Genomic DNA, 20,204 nt, shown 5'->3' on the forward strand with positions numbered 1-20,204 from the left:
AGAAAAATGGTCGCTGAGTCAGTAGAAATCTATAATCAGATGAGGCCTCATACAGCGCTAAAATACAAAACGCCCGATGAAGTACACCGAGCGTTTTAACTAAAAAGTGTCAACCCATATCAGGACGGGTCAATTTTAGTTTGATTCGGCGTAGATAAGATTGAGCTTTATTTCCTCTATTCGATCTGCAAACTGAGGTTTGGGTTTGAGTACATAACTATAAATCTCACCGGGTACGAACTCTTCATAAGGAGAATAAGCGAGATCAAATGCCAACGATACCTGCCCGGTTTGTTCATTGCTGATAAATTCAAAACAATCTAATGTGTAAGCGGGATGCGCAGGGTAATTGGTCGATATGATGTCAATGCCATACTTTCCAACCCCTCCCAACACACCATTGTCAAACATCGGGGCAACTTGGGCGCAAGTTAAACTGGTTGAGAATGCTTTCAGGTTGAGATCGGAATCTGTAGTTTCCCCATTTGGTCCTGCGACTTCGGTCTTATAGTCATAGATATAGTTGGCATACTTCGTCATCAAATACTGTTCGCTGCTCAGTGGCAACAGAAAATCAAACCATTCATTCTGAAATACATACTGTCCGGTTACACCGTTAATCCGAGCTTCCATCGCCCGTTTGTCCTTTTGCATGGTATAGCTTTCATGCTGGCGACCATTATCGACAGAGACAAAATAGTTAGTCACACCTTGCTGTTGTACTGAATCGTATTGTTTCTTGAGCGTCCAAGTCTGATTGGCATCAAAGAGAGAACGATCGCTGCTGAGCTCCAGTTGTTGCGCAGAGACAACCTCATACCGACCGATCGGCTCTAACTGTTCCTCACTAGGACAACGGGTCTTATCCTTTGCGGCAGCAAAATAAACTTGCTGGTTAACAAACTTAAAGGCTTGGCAATACACCACTTCATAGGCCGTGTACTTACCCGCCAAACTGTTGGTCGTTTCCAGTCGATAAAGGGTTTCACCTTCTAAAGGAAACAGAGTTTGCACCAAACCATCTACCGCCGGCAGAGAAAACTGTGTCGTCACCCAATCCGTGTCGTCCCCAATATTTTGACTATCACTTGCTTCCACGACCAGCGCCCCACGTCCGTTTGTTGCAACTGGCAAACCAAAAATATTGACCAACGGATAGCCTGTAATTTTCAAACCGTCAGCTTCCACTGCTACACGCACCGAGAGCAGATCATTCTCAGGGTCTTCAAATAGCCCTGCTAAATTAAGCGTGTCACGCACAGGGGTATTCACAGCCCATTGCCATTGATCGATAGAGGCTTGAATTGCACGATGTACTTCCTGATTAATCACTGGTCGTCCATTCGCTTCAGCCCCCGATAGCGAAGAGTCATCTTCATTAGCAACAATGGTTGTCGTAGATTGCTGCTGTTGATAAAACTGCTCGGCTAATAGATCTTGCTCTAAGTTCGTTAGCTTCGAGTTGTGTTGTAGAGCATCTTGGTTACCGCTATCTTCAACATCGGTAGAACGCAAAGCATCTGCGGCTTGAGCTCGCTCTAACTCATTCATTGCAACTAACGTATCAGCATTGTTGCGCTTAAGTGTCAGCTCATCATTTTGTACACTTGTTCCGGTAGGTTGTGCGCTTTCTGTATTGTTAGCGACGAAAAACACACCGACACTAAACGCCAGACAAACGCTGGCGCCAAGAAGTTTTGTTTTCTGATGCATGAGACGTTAAACCATCCGAGCCTGTAACCAACTTCTTGAGAACTTAAGGTCTTTTTCAATCAAGCTGCTACTGCATTCTAGTAACTCACTAATTTCATCGTTTTTAAGCCCCATCAGGTACTTCAGTTTCACTGCATTTGACTGACGCGGATAGCGTTCGCTGAAACTATCCAGAACCTCATCAACTACCAAAATTTCTTCAAAGCCCCGCTGAGGTTTCTCATCAAGATGTAACTCTTGGCCATGCTGGCGCTTTTGCGCCAACTGAGTACGAGCATTATCAATCAATATCTGACGCATTATTCTCGCCGCCATCAGATAAAAATCACGATGATTACCAATATTGAGCATTTCACTATGTGAAAGCTTTAAGTAAGCATCATGTATCAAGGCCGTTGTACTATTCACGCTATCCATCAACACTTTATTATCATGCCCATATTTTTGCGCACTGCGCGCACGCTCTTGTTGAGCAATAGTGCGTAATTGCAAGTAGGCAAATTGATATAGCTTATTTTCAGCGTGCTTATCACCTGATTGCCATTGGTGAATGATCGTTGTAAGAGGTGATCCCATATTAACGGTTTACTCCTGTAATTTTTGTATATTCAGAAATTGAATGCGTCTTAAGCTGTTCGGAACCATCAGGGTTATGGACGATCGTTTGTTGATAGCGATATAGAATTCCTTTATCCCACTCCTCTCCTGCAGGCAGATATTCCCAAGAGGTGAGTTTTGCCTTGGCATGAGACTCTGGATACCAACGGACTGTTATGTTGAGCTGCTCCAATGAAGCCTGCTGTTTTTGCACACTTACCCACCACATATCGCCATATGAACGACTTACATCACGTTGATATCGTTGAATTTCGCTCGGACAACCTTCATCACTTATTGGCGCAGATGCTAATGTAGTCTTGACCTCTCCATTACTAATCAAGAGACACTGGAAATCTATCTGATCAGACTGGTAAGTCGTTTCTTGCCAAATACCTTCGTAAGACAATTGCTTGTATTGCTTTTGTGGGTAGGTAAACCAAATCTGTTCAATCAAATTAGGGTGTCTAATACGTTCCGTTCGCCCCAAACCTTGCGTTTTTTCCATCAGTAATTGGGTTACTGGGTCAAAGTTAAGGGCTAATGAACGATGCTTCCAATCACCATCATCATTAAAGCTATCAATGACAAAGCCATTGAGATCATTACGAGTGCAACCACTCTTAGCACACTGCGATAAACCATGCTCATCCCAGATATCAGCTAAAGGTGTATATAGCGTTTCTATTTTCTCGATATCGTTTGGCTCTAGAAAACATCCACGGAAACGATCGCCAATATCAGGAAACTCAACCATCATTTTTGGCGTAATTTCAAAAGTAACGGCACCGTATGGAGGGCGATATCTAGGGTGTTTCACCAAACGTAAATCGTAAATACAAATCCTGCCAAATAGATCTCGCTTTTTAACAATAACCGTTTTCATACGTTTATTTAGTGGTGAAAAAAGTACCTGCTCTGAGGCAAAGTTTTGGGCTATGTATTCTTGGCTTTCACTGAGATGGTTAACTGCCTCTTGAGCAGAAACTAAGTCAATATTAAGCGACGAAAGCATCTCTTGATTCAACGCCGTCAGATCTAACTTCTTGAGATGCTTTTGGATATCTGGTTTTGCCAGCCAGTCGCTTAAAAGCAGTATTTCCCGACGGTTTTCAGGCGTACTGTCAAGAGACAACAGCAAACGCGTTAGATTTAAACTGCGAGAAGGTAAACTCGAGATTAAGTTTGGCGTCAGCACTTCTTGACTAGAAACACGATTAAGCAAATAACCATTATCGTCACGGCCTAAGTAAAAACTGACTATATCGCCTTCTTGATAGGAAAAAGCACCTTGCTGAGTAAAACCGCTAATGTTTGAGCTAGTTTTATAAAATAACCCCGTTACTGGAGAGTCAATAAAATAACCCGTTTTCAACTCTGTAGCTTGCACCAGAGTCATATTGGTGAGTGCCAGCAAGCTCCCCCAATAGATATGAAATTTACTTGTTAACATCATTTAGTGTTGAGATTTTACTTGTTGGTTATCAGAAGTTCGCTCTGAAGGTGTGAGCATCGCCAATAACATTTTTTGTTTTATATGCTTTGGAATTTCAGGGTTCGATAAAATACGTCGGCGAGTAAGATCGAGAACCACATTAACGGGCATTGCTTGTCCTGCTTCACTTTTAGCATCAAACATCATACTCGTGACTTCAAAAACCAGATTTTCTGCGATGCGCTTTTCTTTCGCTAACTGCTGGTTTTTCCCGACGAGCGCTGAACTAAAAATCATACCACCAAGCAGCAATAACGCAGCGAGAGAGCTAGAGGTTGGATGTCGCTGAAATAATCGCCGACTGGTATATAAAATCTCTTTTTGACGTAAGGAAATCGGATGTTTAGATAAAATATTCTCTATATCGATACGTAACTGCACCACGTTCAAATAACGCTTAGAGGGCACTAATTGAGTCGCTTTATGCTGAATATAGCGAATGTCACTACCTTCAGATTGATTGGGAAACAACCACTTCAACAATTCTCCCAATGAAAAAATGTCACTCGCAGGGGACACTTCTTCCCCAGCCAATTGTTCGGGACTAGCGTATTGTTTACTCAGGGCGAAAATCGGCGTTGTTGTTCGTTCAATTTTTTGAGTGAGGTTAAAATCGATTAATTTGGCGTGCATTTCACTATCAATCAACACATTTTCCGGCTTCAAATCGCCATGAACAATCCCTTTTTGATGAGTGTGCTCAACTCCACTGCATATTTGGCAAAACAGTCGAAGTTTTTCATCATCATTAAGAGTTCGCTCAGCCGATAACTCAGCTAGATTCCTGCCATCAACGTACTCCATCACAATATAGACTTGCTTTTGATGTAGACCGCCATCAAAAACTTTTGCGATATTTGGATGATTCAGGTTTGCGAGCAGTTGCGCCTCCGCGAATAGCATCGTCTCGTCGAATATACGCGCCATGTCGTGATGCAGAAACTTAATCGCTAGCTTCTGCTCAAAACGTCGATCGGCTCGGCAAGCCGCATAAACAACGCCCATTCCTCCGCGTCCCAACTCATGTGTAATGAGATACTTGTCTATTCGCTGATTCGTATAATCAACATTAGCGTTACCAGAACTACAAATGTTGAAATTGAGTAATTCGGTTAAATGTGAGTTTTCTTCCACTGTTAATAGTGGCATCAATTCACGATAGAGTGTCGGTTTCTGCTCTTGAAGTTGATGTAGATAGCGATGCTTTTGTTTGTCATCTAAATCAAGAAGTGAGTAATAGATCTCGGTAATGCCAACTGCTGAAGTCACTGGATTTTTATATTTGGTTTTTTCGCGACATTGTAGCGGAACTTGTTGTTTTTATAACTGTTTGTTTTCTTTATTTTCAGTTCTATCAGTAAATGATAACTGGATACCAAATGGCAGACGAAAAAAAGGCCCTGATAAAAATCAGAGCCTTTAAGTTATCGACTAGCGATCAATTATTTTGCATCACGTGAAGCACGTTTACGGTCGTTTTCAGTCAGGTGACGTTTACGAATACGAATGCTTACTGGTGTTACTTCTACTAGTTCGTCATCATCGATGAACTCAAGTGCTTGTTCTAGCGTGTATTTGATCGCTGGAGTTAGTACTTGCGCTTCATCTGTACCAGATGCACGAACGTTGGTTAGCTGTTTACCTTTTAGACAGTTTACTGTTAGGTCGTTAGAACGGTTATGAATACCGATTACTTGACCTTCGTAAACTTCGTCAGCGTGTTCTGTAAATAGACGACCACGTTCTTGTAGGTTGAACAGTGCGTAAGTCAGTGCTTTACCTGTTGCGTTCGAAATTAGAACACCGTTATTACGTTGACCGATCGTACCGCCTTTGTGTGGGCCGTAGTGGTCAAATGTATGGTAAAGAAGACCTGAACCAGAAGTCAGCGTCATGAACTCAGTTTGGAAACCGATTAGACCACGAGAAGGCATCATAAAGTCCATACGAACACGGCCTTTACCATCTGGAGACATGTCAGTCAGTTCGCCTTTACGAAGACCGATAGCTTCCATGATACCGCCTTGGTTTTCTTCCATAACGTCGATAGTTACAGTTTCAAACGGTTCTTCTAGGTTACCATTTTCATCACGCTTGATGATTACTTCTGGACGAGATACTGCTAGCTCGAAACCTTCACGACGCATGTTTTCAATCAGGATAGATAGGTGAAGCTCACCACGGCCTGAAACGCGGAAACGGTCTGGGTTATCCGTTTCTTCAACACGTAGTGCAACGTTGTGTACTAGTTCTTTTTGCAGACGCTCAAGGATGTTACGTGAAGTTACGAACTTACCTTCTTTACCTGCAAATGGAGACGTGTTTACTTGGAACGTCATGGTTACTGTTGGTTCATCAACAGATAGCGGAGTCATCGCTTCAACGTTGTTCACATCACAGATTGTGTCAGAGATCTTAAGCTCGCCAAGACCTGTGATTGCAATGATATCACCAGCGTTCGCTTGTTCGATATCGTGACGCTCTAGGCCTAGGTAGCCCATTACTGTGCCCACTTTACCGTTACGTTTCTTACCGTCTGCGCTTACGATAGTTACTTGTTGGTTTGGTTTCACCGAACCACGAGTTACACGAGCAACACCGATAACACCTACGTATGAGCTGTAATCTAGCTGAGAGATTTGCATCTGTAGTGGACCATCAAGGTCAACGTTTGGCGCCTCAACAGTATCAACTACTGCTTGGAACAATGGTTCCATGTTCTCGCCAGTTTCGCCTTCTTCTAGTGTCGCCCAACCGTTTAGTGCTGATGCGTAAACTACTTTAAAGTCTAGCTGTTCATCAGTTGCACCTAGGTTGTCGAATAGGTCGAACACTTGGTCCATAACCCAATCAGGACGAGCGCCAGGACGGTCAATCTTGTTGATTACAACGATTGGCTTAAGGCCGTGTGCGAATGCTTTTTGCGTAACGAAACGAGTTTGAGGCATTGGACCATCAACTGCGTCAACGATAAGTAGTACTGAGTCTACCATCGACATGATACGTTCTACTTCACCACCGAAGTCCGCGTGTCCCGGAGTATCTACGATGTTGATGCGGTAATCATTCCAGTTGATTGCTGTATTTTTAGCAAGGATGGTGATACCACGCTCTTTCTCGATGTCGTTCGAGTCCATGACTCGCTCTTCAGCTTCACCGCGAGACTCTAGCGTACCTGATTGTTGAAGTAGCTTATCAACCAGTGTTGTTTTACCGTGGTCAACGTGCGCGATGATCGCGATATTTCTTAATTTATCAATCTGTGGAGTAGCCATGGATTTGATTCACTTAATTAAATGAAATGCCTCTAGATGGGAACGGGTGCTCCCCAGCGACATTTTCTGATTAAAAAAACGGCCATAATGTACCAGATTTTGGCGAAAAACCTAGAAATATGTGATCTATACTCGGGTTTTAAGCGATAAAATGAGATTTCGGTAGCCTATCTTTTTGTCATTTATCCAGTACACCCTAAGCATAGCCAAAATTTCCCCTAAATTGAGCGCCTTTTTAAAACGATAAAGTTTCCAAATTCATCGCCCTGTCGTTGACTTATTGTCCAATTAGCGGCTGAATGGAAAGTTAGGTTTGCGCCAACATTGTGCAGAATCTGCAATTTGCACCAATTGAGTGCAACTCCGGATCAATCTGGTGCAACCGCACGAACCAACAAGCAAGTAATAATTTTAAGTAACTGAAAAATAACAGTTAAAATTATTGGCACGAATTTGGCTATATAAAATTCAACATTGTTTAGTCGCTCAAAAATCAACTTTGCATCAAGCTGATTTACTGAAACGAGCACATACCGCTTTAATAACACTGGAGGTTATCCAAGATGTCAGTAGAAAACGTTTTATCGCTAATCCAAGAAAACGAAGTTAAGTTTGTTGACCTACGCTTTACTGATACGAAAGGTAAAGAGCAACACATCTCTATTCCTGCGCACCAAATCGACGCAGACTTCTTCGAAGAAGGTAAGATGTTTGATGGTTCTTCAGTGGCTGGCTGGAAAGGTATCAACGAATCAGACATGGTGATGATGCCAGACGCATCTTCGGCTGTTCTTGACCCATTCACAGAAGACGCAACGCTAAACATCCGTTGTGACATTCTTGAGCCAGCAACAATGCAAGGTTACGACCGTGACCCACGCTCAATCGCTAAACGTGCAGAAGACTACATGCGCGCTACTGGCATCGCAGACACAGTTCTTGTTGGTCCAGAGCCAGAGTTCTTCCTATTTGATGATGTGAAGTTCTCGAACGATATGTCTGGTTCTTTCTTCAAGATTGACGACGTAGAAGCAGCTTGGAACACAGGTTCTGAAATCGAAGGCGGTAACAAAGGTCACCGTCCAGGCGTGAAAGGTGGTTACTTCCCAGTAGCTCCTGTTGACTCATCTCAAGACATCCGTTCTGCTATGTGTCTAATCATGGAAGAAATGGGTCTAGTTGTAGAAGCGCACCACCACGAAGTAGCAACTGCGGGTCAAAACGAAATCGCAACTCGCTTCAACACGCTAACGACTAAAGCGGATGAAATCCAAATCTACAAGTACGTAGTACACAACGTTGCACACGCATTTGGTAAAACTGCGACATTCATGCCTAAACCACTTGTTGGTGACAACGGTTCTGGTATGCACGTGCACCAATCTCTAGCAAAAGATGGCGTTAACCTATTTGCTGGCGACAAGTACGGCGGTCTATCTGAAACAGCCCTATTCTACATCGGTGGTATCATCAAGCACGCTCGCGCAATCAACGCGTTTGCTAACCCATCGACTAACTCATACAAGCGTCTAGTACCAGGCTTCGAAGCACCAGTAATGCTAGCTTACTCAGCTCGTAACCGTTCAGCTTCTATCCGTATCCCAGTGGTACCAAGCCCGAAAGCTCGTCGTATCGAAGCACGCTTCCCAGATCCAGCAGCAAACCCATACCTAGCGTTTGCATGTCTACTCATGGCTGGTCTTGACGGTATCAAGAACAAGATCCACCCGGGCGAAGCAATGGATAAAGACTTGTATGACCTACCAGCTGAAGAAGCAGCAGAAATTCCAAAAGTAGCTGAGTCTCTAGAAGTTGCATTGAAAGCGCTAGACGAAGACCGTGAGTTCCTAACTGCAGGTGGCGTATTCTCTGATGACTTCATTGATTCATACATCGCTCTGAAATCTCAAGACGTTGAGCGCGTAAACATGGCGACTCACCCACTTGAGTTCGAACTTTACTACTCTGTTTAATTACTGAGCAGAATCTTAGGCTCGCCTTTATGGCGGGCCTTTTTTTTGCCGGCCAGAAGCCGAAAAGAGAGAAGAGTGAGGAAAGAATTGAGAGTTGAGAAAAGAGAAAGGAAAAGGGAAAGAGAAAAGACTTCGCTACCTAGTGCGGCAAGCTAATTGCATTACTCTATAGAGAGGGAGAGAAAACCAGCTTAACCGCTGCACTTTCTCACCAATGATGTGCAAAACCGCGACTGGATCATGTTATCGCACCGATTTAGCTATTTAACTAATGGTGAAGTGATGCTTATTTGGCGATAATGCACCAATATGGTGCATTGCTATGGATGGAGAACTTAGGGTGAGCCTTGAGCTAAATACGACAATATTGAACCACCAAGTCACCGCGATTCTGATCATGAATGAATCGCTGCAAATTCGTTACGCCAACCCGTCAGCAGAACAGCTATTTTCACAAAGCGCTAAGCGTTTAACCAGCTCTCCACTGAGCAAGCACATTCAGCACGCTTCACTTGATCTAGCCTTGCTGTCACAACCACTACAGAGCGGTCAAAGTATCACAGATAGTGATGTCACCTTTGTGGTCGATGGTCGCCCGTTAATGCTCGAAGTTACAGTGAGCCCGATTACTTGGCAAAAAGAGCTGCTGCTGTTAGTCGAGATGCGTAAGATCGATCAGCAGCGCCGTCTATCTCAAGAGCTCAACCAACATGCCCAGCAACAAGCCGCAAAACTTTTGGTGCGTGGACTTGCCCATGAAATCAAAAATCCACTAGGAGGGTTGCGTGGCGCTGCACAATTACTAGAACGTTGCCTGCCTGATGCTAGCCTTAACGAATATACCCAAATCATTATTGAGCAGGCCGATCGCTTACGTTCGCTGGTTGACCGACTGCTTGGCCCTCAGAAACCGGGCACCAAAAGCTGTGAAAACCTACATCTTATTCTCGAAAAAGTACGACAACTGGTTGAACTCGATGTTGGCTGCCAAATCGTGATCGAACGTGACTACGACCCGAGTCTCCCCGACATCATGATGGACGTTGAACAGATAGAGCAGGCACTGCTTAATATTGTCAGCAATGCGGGCCAGATTCTCGCGAAGCAGGAGCATGGCAAAATCACCATACGCACCAGAACGGTGCATCAAGCCAATATTCATGGACAACGCTACAAGTTGGCAGCGCGAATAGAGGTCATTGATAACGGCCCAGGCATTCCCGCTGACTTACAAGACACCCTATTTTACCCCATGGTCAGCGGTCGTGAGGGCGGCACTGGCTTAGGATTATCGATTTCACAAAACTTAATCGATCAACATAAAGGTAAGATCGACGTAGAGAGTTGGCCAGGCCACACCTGCTTTACGATCTATCTGCCAATCAAATAGCACCATAAATTTAAAATTCGCAATAACGCACGGCTGTGAGGAGTAACGAGTATGAGTAAAGGAAACGTATGGGTAGTCGACGATGACAGCTCTATTCGCTGGGTTATGGAAAAGACTCTCTCCTCAGCCAACATCAAGTGCGATACGTTTTCCGACGGGGAAAGTGTTCTGCTTGCACTTGAGCGTGAAACCCCTGATGTGCTGATTTCTGATATTCGTATGCCGGGCATTAGTGGTATTGAACTGCTGAGTCAAGTTCATGAGCAATCGCCGGATTTGCCGGTGATCATTATGACTGCGCACTCCGATTTAGATGCTGCAGTGAATGCCTATCAACAAGGAGCATTTGAGTACCTACCTAAGCCCTTTGATGTTGATGAGACACTCACCTTGGTTGAGCGCGCGATCGCTCACAATCAAGAGCAGCGTCAACAACAAGCGAAAGAAGAGTATCAGCTACAACCAACGCCAGAAATCATCGGCGAGGCGCCAGCAATGCAAGAAGTGTTTCGCGCCATTGGTCGTCTTTCCCGCTCGTCAATTTCGGTCTTAATCAATGGTGAATCGGGGACCGGTAAAGAGTTGGTCGCACATGCACTGCATCGTCACAGCCCACGAGCAAAAAGTCCATTTATTGCCCTGAATATGGCAGCGATTCCCAAAGATTTGATCGAATCAGAGCTATTTGGACACGAAAAAGGGGCGTTTACTGGCGCCAACAGCGTCCGTCAAGGTCGCTTTGAACAAGCCAACGGCGGCACACTGTTTCTTGATGAAATCGGTGATATGCCACTTGATATTCAAACCCGATTACTGCGCGTTTTAGCGGATGGACAGTTCTATCGTGTTGGCGGCCATTCACCGATCCGCGTCGATGTGCGTATCGTCGCCGCAACCCACCAAGACCTAGAGAAACTGGTGCATAAAGGCGATTTTCGCGAAGATTTATTCCATCGCCTCAATGTCATTCGCATTCAGATCCCTGCGCTGCGTGAACGTCGCCAAGATATCGAGAAATTGGCTCTGCATTTCTTACAGCTCGCCTCTGAAGAGCTAGCGGTTGATGTCAAAACCCTACATCCTTCGACAGTTGAGAAACTGGCACAGCTCGATTGGCCGGGTAACGTGCGTCAGTTAGAAAACATCTGTCGATGGTTAACCGTAATGGCAAGTGGCAGTGAAGTGCTGCCTAATGACTTGCCAGCTGAATTGCTCGAAAGCAAACCCGTGACAGCTGCCAACGGCGAAGCAAACTGGCAACTGCAATTAACGCAATGGGCCAAACGAGCCCTCGCCAGTGGCGAGACGGAAATCCTCAACGCCGCACAACCAGAATTTGAGCGCATTCTGCTTGAAGTCGCCCTTGAACATACCAACGGACATAAACAAGATGCGGCTAAAGTGCTCGGTTGGGGACGTAACACCCTAACAAGAAAGCTAAAGGAGCTATACTAGTAACCTCAAGGCCTGAGGTATAGCCATCTGTTTTATTCTAATCGTCAGCATAAATGGTCTGATTTGGATCATTTGTGCTATTTCAACGACAATATTCCCCTACTAACATCCTCGTAACGTCAGACGACCATCAATCTGCGAGCGATAATTTAATCAGCCTATCGGTCGCGATATAGACAAAGCGCTCGCCTTATTGATTAAAATCGATACAATTACAGAACGCTATATTTAAAAAGAATAAGTCGAATGCCGCTCAGCACTCAATGCACATTACGAACAGCAGTAATCTTACCATTCCTGCTAGTACTTCTAAGCACGTTCATCGTACTCACCGTAGTTCAAAATAATAACTATGAAGAAATGGCGACGGATGTGAGTCGTAAGCAACTCACAGCATTGAGTGACAACGTGGAACTAGAACTTTCTTCATTTCTATACCAGCCATTACAAGCAAGTCTAGCGTTAAGCCACAGTATAGAGCTGCACAAACTCTATAAACCTCACGATACCTCAGCGATTCAAGCGACAATGCTAAGCAAGTTCAGTGAACTGTATAACGATGTTTCGCAACTGGATAATATTGGCTTTGGTGGCAAAGAAGGCGAGTACGTGGGTTTACGTAAAGAGTCTGCTGATGACTATTCTTTGATGTTGCAAGATAACCTTTACCATCGAGGGTTGATCATCTACAAAGGGCATCAAGTCAGCGACAACATTCGCTCTATAGTCAAAGATTACGACCCGCGCTTCCGACCTTGGTACAAACCCCATGCTGGTACAGTAGATTCTCGCTGGTCGCCTATTTACGCCAACGCTGATGAACGACAAGAAGTTACGCTTTCTGCTACCGAGCCAGTTTATTATCAGAATGAGCTTCAAGGGGTCGTGGTAAGCGACGTTAAACTAAGTACATTCAACGCATTTTTGAGCCAACAGCAAAAAAATACCGGAGCTATTATTCACTTGTTTGATGGTCAGCGCCGTCTGATTGCAAACTCTACTGGTGGCAGCATCATTTCTTGGGGTACAGACGAAAGCTTGAAAGGGCAACGTCTACTCAATACTGAAAGTGACAACCCTATCATCCAATCGAGCGCAAACTACACAAATACACAGTCGTTAAAACATAGCGAGTTATTATTCAATACCTACGTTGGTGGCGAGCGCTATTTCCACATAGTGACTCCATACAAGGATACTAATGGCCTTAACTGGTACATAGGCGTTTCAATTTCTGAACATGAATTACTTGGCACAATGCTCGAGAGTCAGCGTAATAGCTGGATTATTGGCCTATTCGTCAGTGGTATAGGAATCATCATCGGTCTGATCGCTTTTAACCGAACTGTCACCCCTATCACTTCTACAGCGAATGCGGCTAAACAGTTGGCTCTTGGTAATTGGGACAGTGAACTGCCTAAACCCGGCAAAATTTATGAAACATCAATGTTAGTGCACGCTTTCAATGATATGGCCGACAACCTCAAAGCCTCTTTTGAAGAAATCAGTACTCAGTTGCTTTATGACTCACTGACTAAGCTTTACAGTCGCGAGGGTCTAGTCAACACCTGCGATAAACTAGGTAATTTAAATGGCTGCTTGATTCTTATTGGTATCAACCAATTCCGTCATATTAACGATAGTATGGGGCATTTGAGTGGTGATCACTTACTCATAATTATTGCTGAACGCATTAAATCGACGTTTGATAAAGATGCCTATATCGCACGCATTGGTGGTGATGAGTTTGCTATTTATTTACCTGACCTAAGCGAAAAAGAGCAAGTAGCCCTCGCCGCTGGCCGTATTCAACAAATGTTTGCTGCCCCTTTTGCAATGGGGCCAGAGAGCATTATTATTCAAGTCTCACTCGGCATTGTTAACAACGTTGAAAGCAGCTCTATGACAACTTGGCTGCGTAACGGCAGTATTGCACTTAGTGACGCGAAACAAGCTCAGACATCCATTAGCTATTACAAGCCTGAAATGGCGGATATCTCGCGCAACAAAACCCGAATATTGGCAAAGATCAAACAAGCAATTGAACTTAATGAGTTCGTACCCTACTACCAACCGATTGTGGATATTCAATCTGGAAAAGTCATCGGCACAGAAGCATTAGCTCGTTGGGTTTCTCCCACTGAAGGGATGATCTCGCCATTAGAATTCATACCCATTGCCGAAGAAAGTGGCTTTATCTCTGCGATCGGTGAGATGATTCTTAGCAAGGCCTGCCATGATGCTGTGGAAGGCATGAAGCAAGGCAAGTGGGACCAAGATTTCCATCTGCATGTCAATTTGTCGGTGAATCAGTTATCACAAACAGGCCTAATCGAAGAGCTAACCCGAGTTTTAACGCAATCTAAGCTACCAGCACGTAATTTAACCTTAGAAATCACTGAATCACGTCTAGTTGATAACGATCCTGTGACCATTACCAATATGCAGGCGATCCGCGATCTCGGTATTCAAATCGCGATTGATGATTTTGGTACTGGCTATAGCTCGCTAGCTTACTTACACAAGTTACCATTTGATTGTTTGAAGATTGACCGCACCTTTGTCAACAAGCTGCAACCCGATCATCTCGATACTTCAATCGTTGCGGCCGTTATCAATATGACACGGGGTATGAAAGTCGATATCGTCGCTGAAGGAATTGAAACCATAGAGCAAGCGGAACTACTGAAACAATTAGGCTGCCAGCACGGCCAAGGGTTCTTGTATAGTCGACCAGTACCATTCGAACAATGGCCAACAGATTTAGTTAACATGTAGCAAAATTAGTCAACATTCAGTGTATTCGCACAGAATTTGGGCTGACACTCGCGCATTTGATTCTTATACTTAGCTCAAAATCACACAATTGAGCTAAGTATAATGATAACTAAGAATTTGCCCCTCACCGATCTGCACCGCCACCTTGATGGCAACATCCGTACTCAAACTATTCTTGAATTGGGTCAGAAGTTTGGCGTTGCTTTACCTGCAAATGATATTGCGGGTCTTACTCCACATGTACAGATTGTAGAAGCAGAGCCTTCACTCGTTGCGTTCCTATCGAAACTTGATTGGGGTGTGGCTGTGCTGGGCGATCTTGATGCATGCCGCCGTGTTGCGTACGAAAACGTTGAAGATGCCTTAAACGCACAAATTGACTATGCTGAACTACGCTTTTCTCCATACTACATGGCGATGAAACACAACCTTCCTGTTGCAGGTGTAGTCGAAGCCGTGGTTGACGGTGTACAAGCCGGTATCCGTGACTTTGGTATCAAAGCGAACCTTATCGGGATTATGAGCCGTACCTTTGGTACCGAAGCTTGCCAACAAGAGCTTGATGCTATCCTCACTCAGAAAGATAAAATCGTCGCAGTCGACCTAGCTGGTGATGAACTTGGTCAACCTGGCGAACTATTCGTAAAACACTTTGCTCAAGTGAAAGATGCGGGTCTAAACGTAACGGTACACGCTGGTGAAGCGGCTGGCGCACCAAGCATGTGGCAAGCCATTCAAGAGCTAGGCGCGACACGTATTGGTCATGGTGTAAAAGCGATCCACGATCCTAAGTTGATGGACTACTTGGCTGAACACAAAATCGGTATCGAGTCATGCCTGACCTCTAACATACAAACCAGTACCGTAGAGTCACTTGCAAACCACCCTCTTAAACAGTTCCTCGATCATGGCGTAATGGCGTGTATCAATACTGATGACCCAGCGGTGGAAGGTATCGAGCTGCCGCACGAATATGAAGTTGCTGCACCTCAAGCTGGTCTAACTGCCGAGCAGATTCGCCGTGCACAAATTAATGGTCTCGATCTAGCATTTATCTCTGAAGCAGAAAAACAAGCGCTAAGAGATAAAGCAGCAAATCGCTAATTCTCAAATAAAATGATCAAGCCGGTACTTTGTATCGGCTTTTTTATTACCATTTGTTCGCCATATACGTGCAACAAGTCCAGATGCAAAAAACCGTTCACAAGCGAGAGGTCTCATGAACGGTTTTTTATTTTAAACAAGTCAGATGATTAGATTGAGTAGTACGTGAATGAGTTATCTTGTACACACTTACCTAGGTCGAATTTCTCAACCGGTTCAACAATCTCATCTTGAGCAGCAATAGTTTGCAGCTCCCACTCACCCAGTTCATGAGTCTTCTTCACTACCGCGTATGCTGCTTCATTACAGTGCTTAAATGCGCGTGCAACAGACCACTCCTTCAACAGACCGCCAGTAAACAGTGATGAAATCAAATCACCAACACCAACAAGCGCTTTATCGAAATCTAATTGTGGACGCTGAGCAATAAAGCACTGGTCGTCAAACGCAAGCATCATTGAAAACTTATCATCTGAGATTGAGTACAGGTGCTTCACTAATACGATTTGAGGGCCTAAAGTTAGGGCCTTTTTACACGCTGCGACAGCGTCATTTAAGCTGTTGATCTCCATACCAACGAACTGGCTTAGCTCAAATTGGTTAGGCACAATCACATCCGCCATAGGCATAAGTGTATTCAATAGGTACTCTGAAATACCTTCATTAACAATACAGCCTTTGTCTGGCGCGCCCATAACCGGATCACAAACATAGATAGATGCAGGGTTGTAGCTTTTTACTTTCTTAACCAACTCCGCAACCATCTCACACTGCTCTACGCTACCTTGGTAGCCAGTAACCACAGCATCACATTTTTTCAATGCACCAATGTTTTCTAGACCTTGGGTGAGATCTTCAATATCTGAGGCAGGGAAAGCGTGACCAGTCCAACCTTCTTTATATTGGGTGTGATTGGAAAACTGCACTGTATGGATAGGAAAAACTTCAAATCCCATACGCTGTAAAGGAAAAACAGCTGAGCTATTTCCTGCGTGGCCGTATACCACATGACTTTGAATTGAAATCACACCGCGCATTTGTCTAGACCTCTTAAATTGCAAATCGCTGTAAAAATAATGACCACCCAATCAGTGTAGCAAAGGTGCACAACTAAGTTGAAATGGACAAATCGAACTCTGGCTTTTCTCTCTACCAAAGTAGAAAGTTTTACATATCCAGTTCTCTTTAATAGTTTCAATTAGAATTTATTTAATTAAGAAAAGGAATAGTTTCCATAGCTATAAATAAATATTTTCCGTAAATTTTAGATTACATAAAAAATATTATAGAGATTTGATCTATGACCATTAATTAGCTCAATTATCCGATCTGTTCTTATTGAGGTTTTTATGCGATTTTGATAGTTAAACAGATTTAGTGTGACCCAAACTACAGTTCATTGAAGGATTCTGAGCAGAGAATGCTCATACAAATGTACAGCTCAGTGGACACTATGTAGAACAGGGCTTGAAAAGAAGTTGAGGGATGTCTAAAGACGACGACTTGCACAGATATAGGTCAATTCTATCAATATATATGGAACTCTAACACATTTAAAGGCAACAAAAGCGCAACGTATATATAACAATCGAATTATATTAAACAGACAAATTAATTAGTTAGAAATCAACAACCGCCTTTTTAGTGTTAAATTAATTAACCAAAAGATTGATTTATCTAAACCGAATAAAAACTGCTTTGCATAAACAGCAAAGCAGCGAATAAAAAACATTTTTCTATTTTATTCCGACCAAATTTTGTTCTATATATGGCCAAATCTTTTCTGAACCAAAAGCACTTAAATGACCGCCGTTGTCAAAAAACAGATTCTTACCATCTTCCACTGTTTTGCAACTAAACGCATCACTACAGATAGCGCCAAACGGATCAATGAAATGGACATTGTCGTGCAGTGAAGAGATTTTCTGTAAGGTACGATTAATCTCTACTCTTTCTAAACTTGCCCTAGTCATTAAATCACCTTGGCATTGGCCAGTCTTAGTGCACTTAATCAAACTCGACTCTGGCATTGGATACCAACCTAACAAATTGATCACTCGCCCCTTCTCGACAATTTGCGACATTCGAGCAATCTGATCTTCTATCACCATATAGAAGTCAGAAATCGACTTATCATCGGTGCATTGTTCCGATGTACAAATCATCGCATCCGGCTTCCAGCTTTGACCGACCAAAATCGCGGCCTGTGGATAGTCTTTCATCTTCTTATAGAGCTGAGAGCATCGATCTAACCACTCTTGGTCCATCCAAGATGCATAGGGTTTACGCGTATAGTCAGGAAAAACAAAGCATGAACCTGAAGCAGCAAGTAACGTTTTTAATTGGCTTGATTTGGCAATTCCATAACCTAAATGAGCTAGATTACTGTCGCCAATAGCGATAACTTGAACCTCTTCGTGACGATCTGTATTAAGTAGATGATCTTCACCTAACTCTAAGAAGTGAAGCTCTCCATCTTTTACTGCATTCTGACCAATAATATATTCAGGGTGGTTTTTCAGGTCAATGACACTCCAAGCGATACTACAGAACAAAACTGGAACACAGAAAGTTACCGAGAGCCGTAGCGTAGAAAAGTTAACCCTTTCAATAAATTGATAACTCGCAAAACCCAAGAGTATCGATAACGGAATGCCAAAAATCGGCCAGTTTTCGATACTAAAATAGCTTCCCAACACAACCAAGGGCCAGTGCCATAGGTAGATGGAATACGACCATTTGCCTAAAGACTGAAATACGACGTTATTTGTAAAGAGACTCGATTGCTGCGCAGCGACAATAACTAAATAGGTGCCTAAAACTGGAAAAATAGCCAAATAACCTGGCCATGCGTTACTACTATCAACAAGAAAGTAAGAGCCAACGATGAGAACTAAACCAATGACCTCTGCCACCCGTTTGGTTCCTCGGCCAACTTGATGCCAAGGATAAAGGAAAGCAACCCCTCCCATCATCATTTCCCACGCTCTTGTTGGCAAAAGGAAATAGGCAGGCTCTGGCCACTTTAAAGTAGCAAACGAGCTAAAGGCAAAGCCGAAGATGGTACCAATTAATAGAAGTAACTTAATTGTTGACGTGGTGACTAGCTTTTTAAGTAATACAATTACTAATGGGTAAATGACATAAAACTGCCATTCGACAGATAGTGACCAAGTATGAAGTAGCCACTTATCATGCGATGAAGCATCGAAGTATCCCGCTTCTTTCCAATAGATAATATTCGAGAGAAAGCTCATGCTTCCTAAAACGTGAGTGACCAACTGGATGAAATCGGCAGGATTGATAAACAGGGTTCCTAAAGACACCAATACCAAACAAAGAACCGCTAATGCTGGGATAATTCGATTTGCCCGAGCACGATAAAAACTAAGCAGACTAAAAGATTGGCTATCGATTCCCTTAAATATGATTCCTGTCATCAAGAAGCCAGAAATAACAAAGAAGACGTCTACACCGGCGAACCCACCAGGGACTAACATCGGGCTAAAATGAAACAACACAACCGCCACGACAGCGATGGCGCGCAGCCCATTAATATCATATCTAAAATTCACACTACACTTCCATATGCTTGCTCTTACCAACAACTCAGCTGTTGTAAACGCTCAAGTTCCATCAAAGCCCAAATATAGGCCACGAACGCGGAAGCGATCTTAACTTAGAATGAAGGGATTTATTGTTCCATATATAAGATTACAAGCTCTCTCAGCCATACATATGAATTACTGAGCAAAAAGATAGTGGTCCAAAAGGCAAGTCTATCGACCAGCGATAGTTCAACTGAAAGAGCCAAACTCGCAATAAAAGAGAAGGTGTTTAGACTATATTAAGAGATAAGCCAGATAGTGCGTCTCTAAATGATAGAGACCAAGAGACAAGCATTTAGAGAAAGTTGATAAATAAATCAAAGAGAAATAGAGATTAACTCTCAAAGTGAAGCATCTCTGATGCGAAACGCTCTCGATTCCCGCATCTCGAAACGACGTATCATAGATACGGCGTGTTTACGAAGATTGTTTCTCGAAGAAACAAGCGTTCCCGTTTCATTTCGGTTGGAAATGAAAAAAGCCCTGCTATTTCTAGCAGGGCTTTCAATGTGGCGGAGAGATAGGGATTTGAACCCTAGGTACGCTATTAACGTACGCCGGTTTTCAAGACCGGTGCTTTCAACCACTCAGCCATCTCTCCACTATTTGTTACTAAAATTATAGTCTTACACTAATGATGCTAAATTCTAGTTTTACTCTCAGATTGAATCTGAAAGTTTTAATAAAGCCTGGCGATGTCCTACTCTCACATGGGGAAGCCCCACACTACCATCGGCGCTATTGCGTTTCACTTCTGAGTTCGGCATGGAATCAGGTGGGTCCGCAACGCTATGGTCGCCAAGCAAATTCTTTAAT

Annotated in this window: 13 protein-coding genes, 1 tRNA gene and 1 rRNA gene; 6 read left to right on the forward strand and 9 right to left on the reverse strand. The window is 43.5% G+C overall.

Annotated elements, in window-relative coordinates; all coding sequences use genetic code 11:
• Positions 1 to 99 (forward strand): integrase core domain-containing protein (locus IRQ95_RS21110; protein WP_194435861.1); only part of this gene is annotated, 99 nt, incomplete at its 5' end.
• A gap of 36 nt (positions 100 to 135) precedes the next feature.
• Here the strand turns inward: IRQ95_RS21110 and IRQ95_RS21115 are convergent.
• The 5 genes from IRQ95_RS21115 to typA form a co-directional block, all read right to left on the reverse strand.
• On the reverse strand, positions 136 to 1,713 hold the full coding sequence (locus IRQ95_RS21115; RefSeq protein WP_194439653.1) for a hypothetical protein: 1,578 nt from the start codon (positions 1,711 to 1,713) through the stop codon (positions 136 to 138).
• Between the two features lie 6 nt (positions 1,714 to 1,719).
• Positions 1,720 to 2,289 (reverse strand): ECF-type sigma factor, encoded by a 570-nt coding sequence (locus IRQ95_RS21120; RefSeq protein WP_194439655.1) that lies wholly within the window; start codon positions 2,287 to 2,289, stop codon positions 1,720 to 1,722.
• A gap of 1 nt (position 2,290) precedes the next feature.
• A complete protein-coding gene (locus IRQ95_RS21125) occupies positions 2,291 to 3,766 on the reverse strand; it encodes a chromosome partitioning protein ParA (protein ID WP_228481537.1) in 1,476 nt (491 codons plus the stop codon).
• Positions 3,767 to 5,074, reverse strand: coding sequence for a protein kinase domain-containing protein (locus tag IRQ95_RS21130; protein WP_194439657.1), 1,308 nt, complete (start codon positions 5,072 to 5,074; stop codon positions 3,767 to 3,769).
• A 173-nt stretch (positions 5,075 to 5,247) separates the two neighbouring features.
• On the reverse strand, positions 5,248 to 7,080 hold the full coding sequence (typA, locus tag IRQ95_RS21135; RefSeq protein ID WP_194439659.1) for a translational GTPase TypA: 1,833 nt from the start codon (positions 7,078 to 7,080) through the stop codon (positions 5,248 to 5,250).
• Between the two features lie 563 nt (positions 7,081 to 7,643).
• Here typA and glnA point away from each other — a divergent pair.
• From glnA to add, 5 genes are all read left to right on the forward strand, one after another.
• Entirely contained in the window at positions 7,644 to 9,053 is a 1,410-nt protein-coding gene (gene glnA, locus IRQ95_RS21140; RefSeq protein ID WP_075651984.1) for a glutamate--ammonia ligase, read from the forward strand.
• Positions 9,054 to 9,375: 322 nt separating this feature from the next.
• Positions 9,376 to 10,443, forward strand: coding sequence for a nitrogen regulation protein NR(II) (gene glnL, locus IRQ95_RS21145; protein ID WP_194439661.1), 1,068 nt, complete (start codon positions 9,376 to 9,378; stop codon positions 10,441 to 10,443).
• 51 nt (positions 10,444 to 10,494) lie between these two features.
• On the forward strand, positions 10,495 to 11,898 hold the full coding sequence (gene glnG, locus IRQ95_RS21150) for a nitrogen regulation protein NR(I) (protein WP_194439663.1): 1,404 nt from the start codon (positions 10,495 to 10,497) through the stop codon (positions 11,896 to 11,898).
• Positions 11,899 to 12,144: 246 nt separating this feature from the next.
• Positions 12,145 to 14,676 (forward strand): phosphodiesterase GepA, encoded by a 2,532-nt coding sequence (gepA, locus tag IRQ95_RS21155; protein WP_194439665.1) that lies wholly within the window; start codon positions 12,145 to 12,147, stop codon positions 14,674 to 14,676.
• A 102-nt stretch (positions 14,677 to 14,778) separates the two neighbouring features.
• The gene (gene add / locus IRQ95_RS21160) at positions 14,779 to 15,780 is read left to right on the forward strand and encodes an adenosine deaminase (RefSeq protein WP_194439667.1); all 1,002 of its coding nucleotides are present in this window, start codon (positions 14,779 to 14,781) and stop codon (positions 15,778 to 15,780) included.
• A 149-nt stretch (positions 15,781 to 15,929) separates the two neighbouring features.
• Here the strand turns inward: add and pdxY are convergent, their stop codons facing one another.
• The 4 genes from pdxY to rrf all read right to left on the reverse strand — a co-directional run bounded on the left by pdxY (position 15,930) and on the right by rrf (position 20,191).
• On the reverse strand, positions 15,930 to 16,817 hold the full coding sequence (gene pdxY, locus IRQ95_RS21165) for a pyridoxal kinase PdxY (RefSeq protein WP_075651974.1): 888 nt from the start codon (positions 16,815 to 16,817) through the stop codon (positions 15,930 to 15,932).
• A gap of 699 nt (positions 16,818 to 17,516) precedes the next feature.
• Positions 17,517 to 19,355, reverse strand: a complete 1,839-nt coding sequence (locus IRQ95_RS21170) for an acyltransferase family protein (protein WP_194439669.1) — start codon at positions 19,353 to 19,355, stop codon at positions 17,517 to 17,519.
• A gap of 543 nt (positions 19,356 to 19,898) precedes the next feature.
• Positions 19,899 to 19,989 (reverse strand) — tRNA-Ser (locus tag IRQ95_RS21175).
• 86 nt (positions 19,990 to 20,075) lie between these two features.
• Positions 20,076 to 20,191: ribosomal RNA gene (gene rrf, locus IRQ95_RS21180) — 5S ribosomal RNA — on the reverse strand.
• Between the last annotated feature and the right edge of the window lie 13 nt (positions 20,192 to 20,204).

Source organism: Vibrio fluminensis, assembly GCF_015278125.1.
In the GTDB taxonomy this organism is placed as follows: domain Bacteria; phylum Pseudomonadota; class Gammaproteobacteria; order Enterobacterales; family Vibrionaceae; genus Vibrio; species Vibrio fluminensis.

Bases quoted from the DNA above. Each gene is read 5' to 3' on its own strand.
- IRQ95_RS21115 (WP_194439653.1), bottom strand. From the start codon at position 1,713: ATGCATCAGAAAACAAAACTTCTTGGCGCCAGCGTTTGTCTGGCGTTT.
- IRQ95_RS21120 (WP_194439655.1), bottom strand. From the start codon at position 2,289: ATGGGATCACCTCTTACAACGATCATTCACCAATGGCAATCAGGTGAT.
- IRQ95_RS21125 (WP_228481537.1), bottom strand. From the start codon at position 3,766: ATGATGTTAACAAGTAAATTTCATATCTATTGGGGGAGCTTGCTGGCA.
- typA (WP_194439659.1), bottom strand. From the start codon at position 7,080: ATGGCTACTCCACAGATTGATAAATTAAGAAATATCGCGATCATCGCG.
- glnA (WP_075651984.1), top strand. From the start codon at position 7,644: ATGTCAGTAGAAAACGTTTTATCGCTAATCCAAGAAAACGAAGTTAAG.
- glnL (WP_194439661.1), top strand. From the start codon at position 9,376: ATGGATGGAGAACTTAGGGTGAGCCTTGAGCTAAATACGACAATATTG.
- glnG (WP_194439663.1), top strand. From the start codon at position 10,495: ATGAGTAAAGGAAACGTATGGGTAGTCGACGATGACAGCTCTATTCGC.
- gepA (WP_194439665.1), top strand. From the start codon at position 12,145: ATGCCGCTCAGCACTCAATGCACATTACGAACAGCAGTAATCTTACCA.
- add (WP_194439667.1), top strand. From the start codon at position 14,779: ATGATAACTAAGAATTTGCCCCTCACCGATCTGCACCGCCACCTTGAT.
- pdxY (WP_075651974.1), bottom strand. From the start codon at position 16,817: ATGCGCGGTGTGATTTCAATTCAAAGTCATGTGGTATACGGCCACGCA.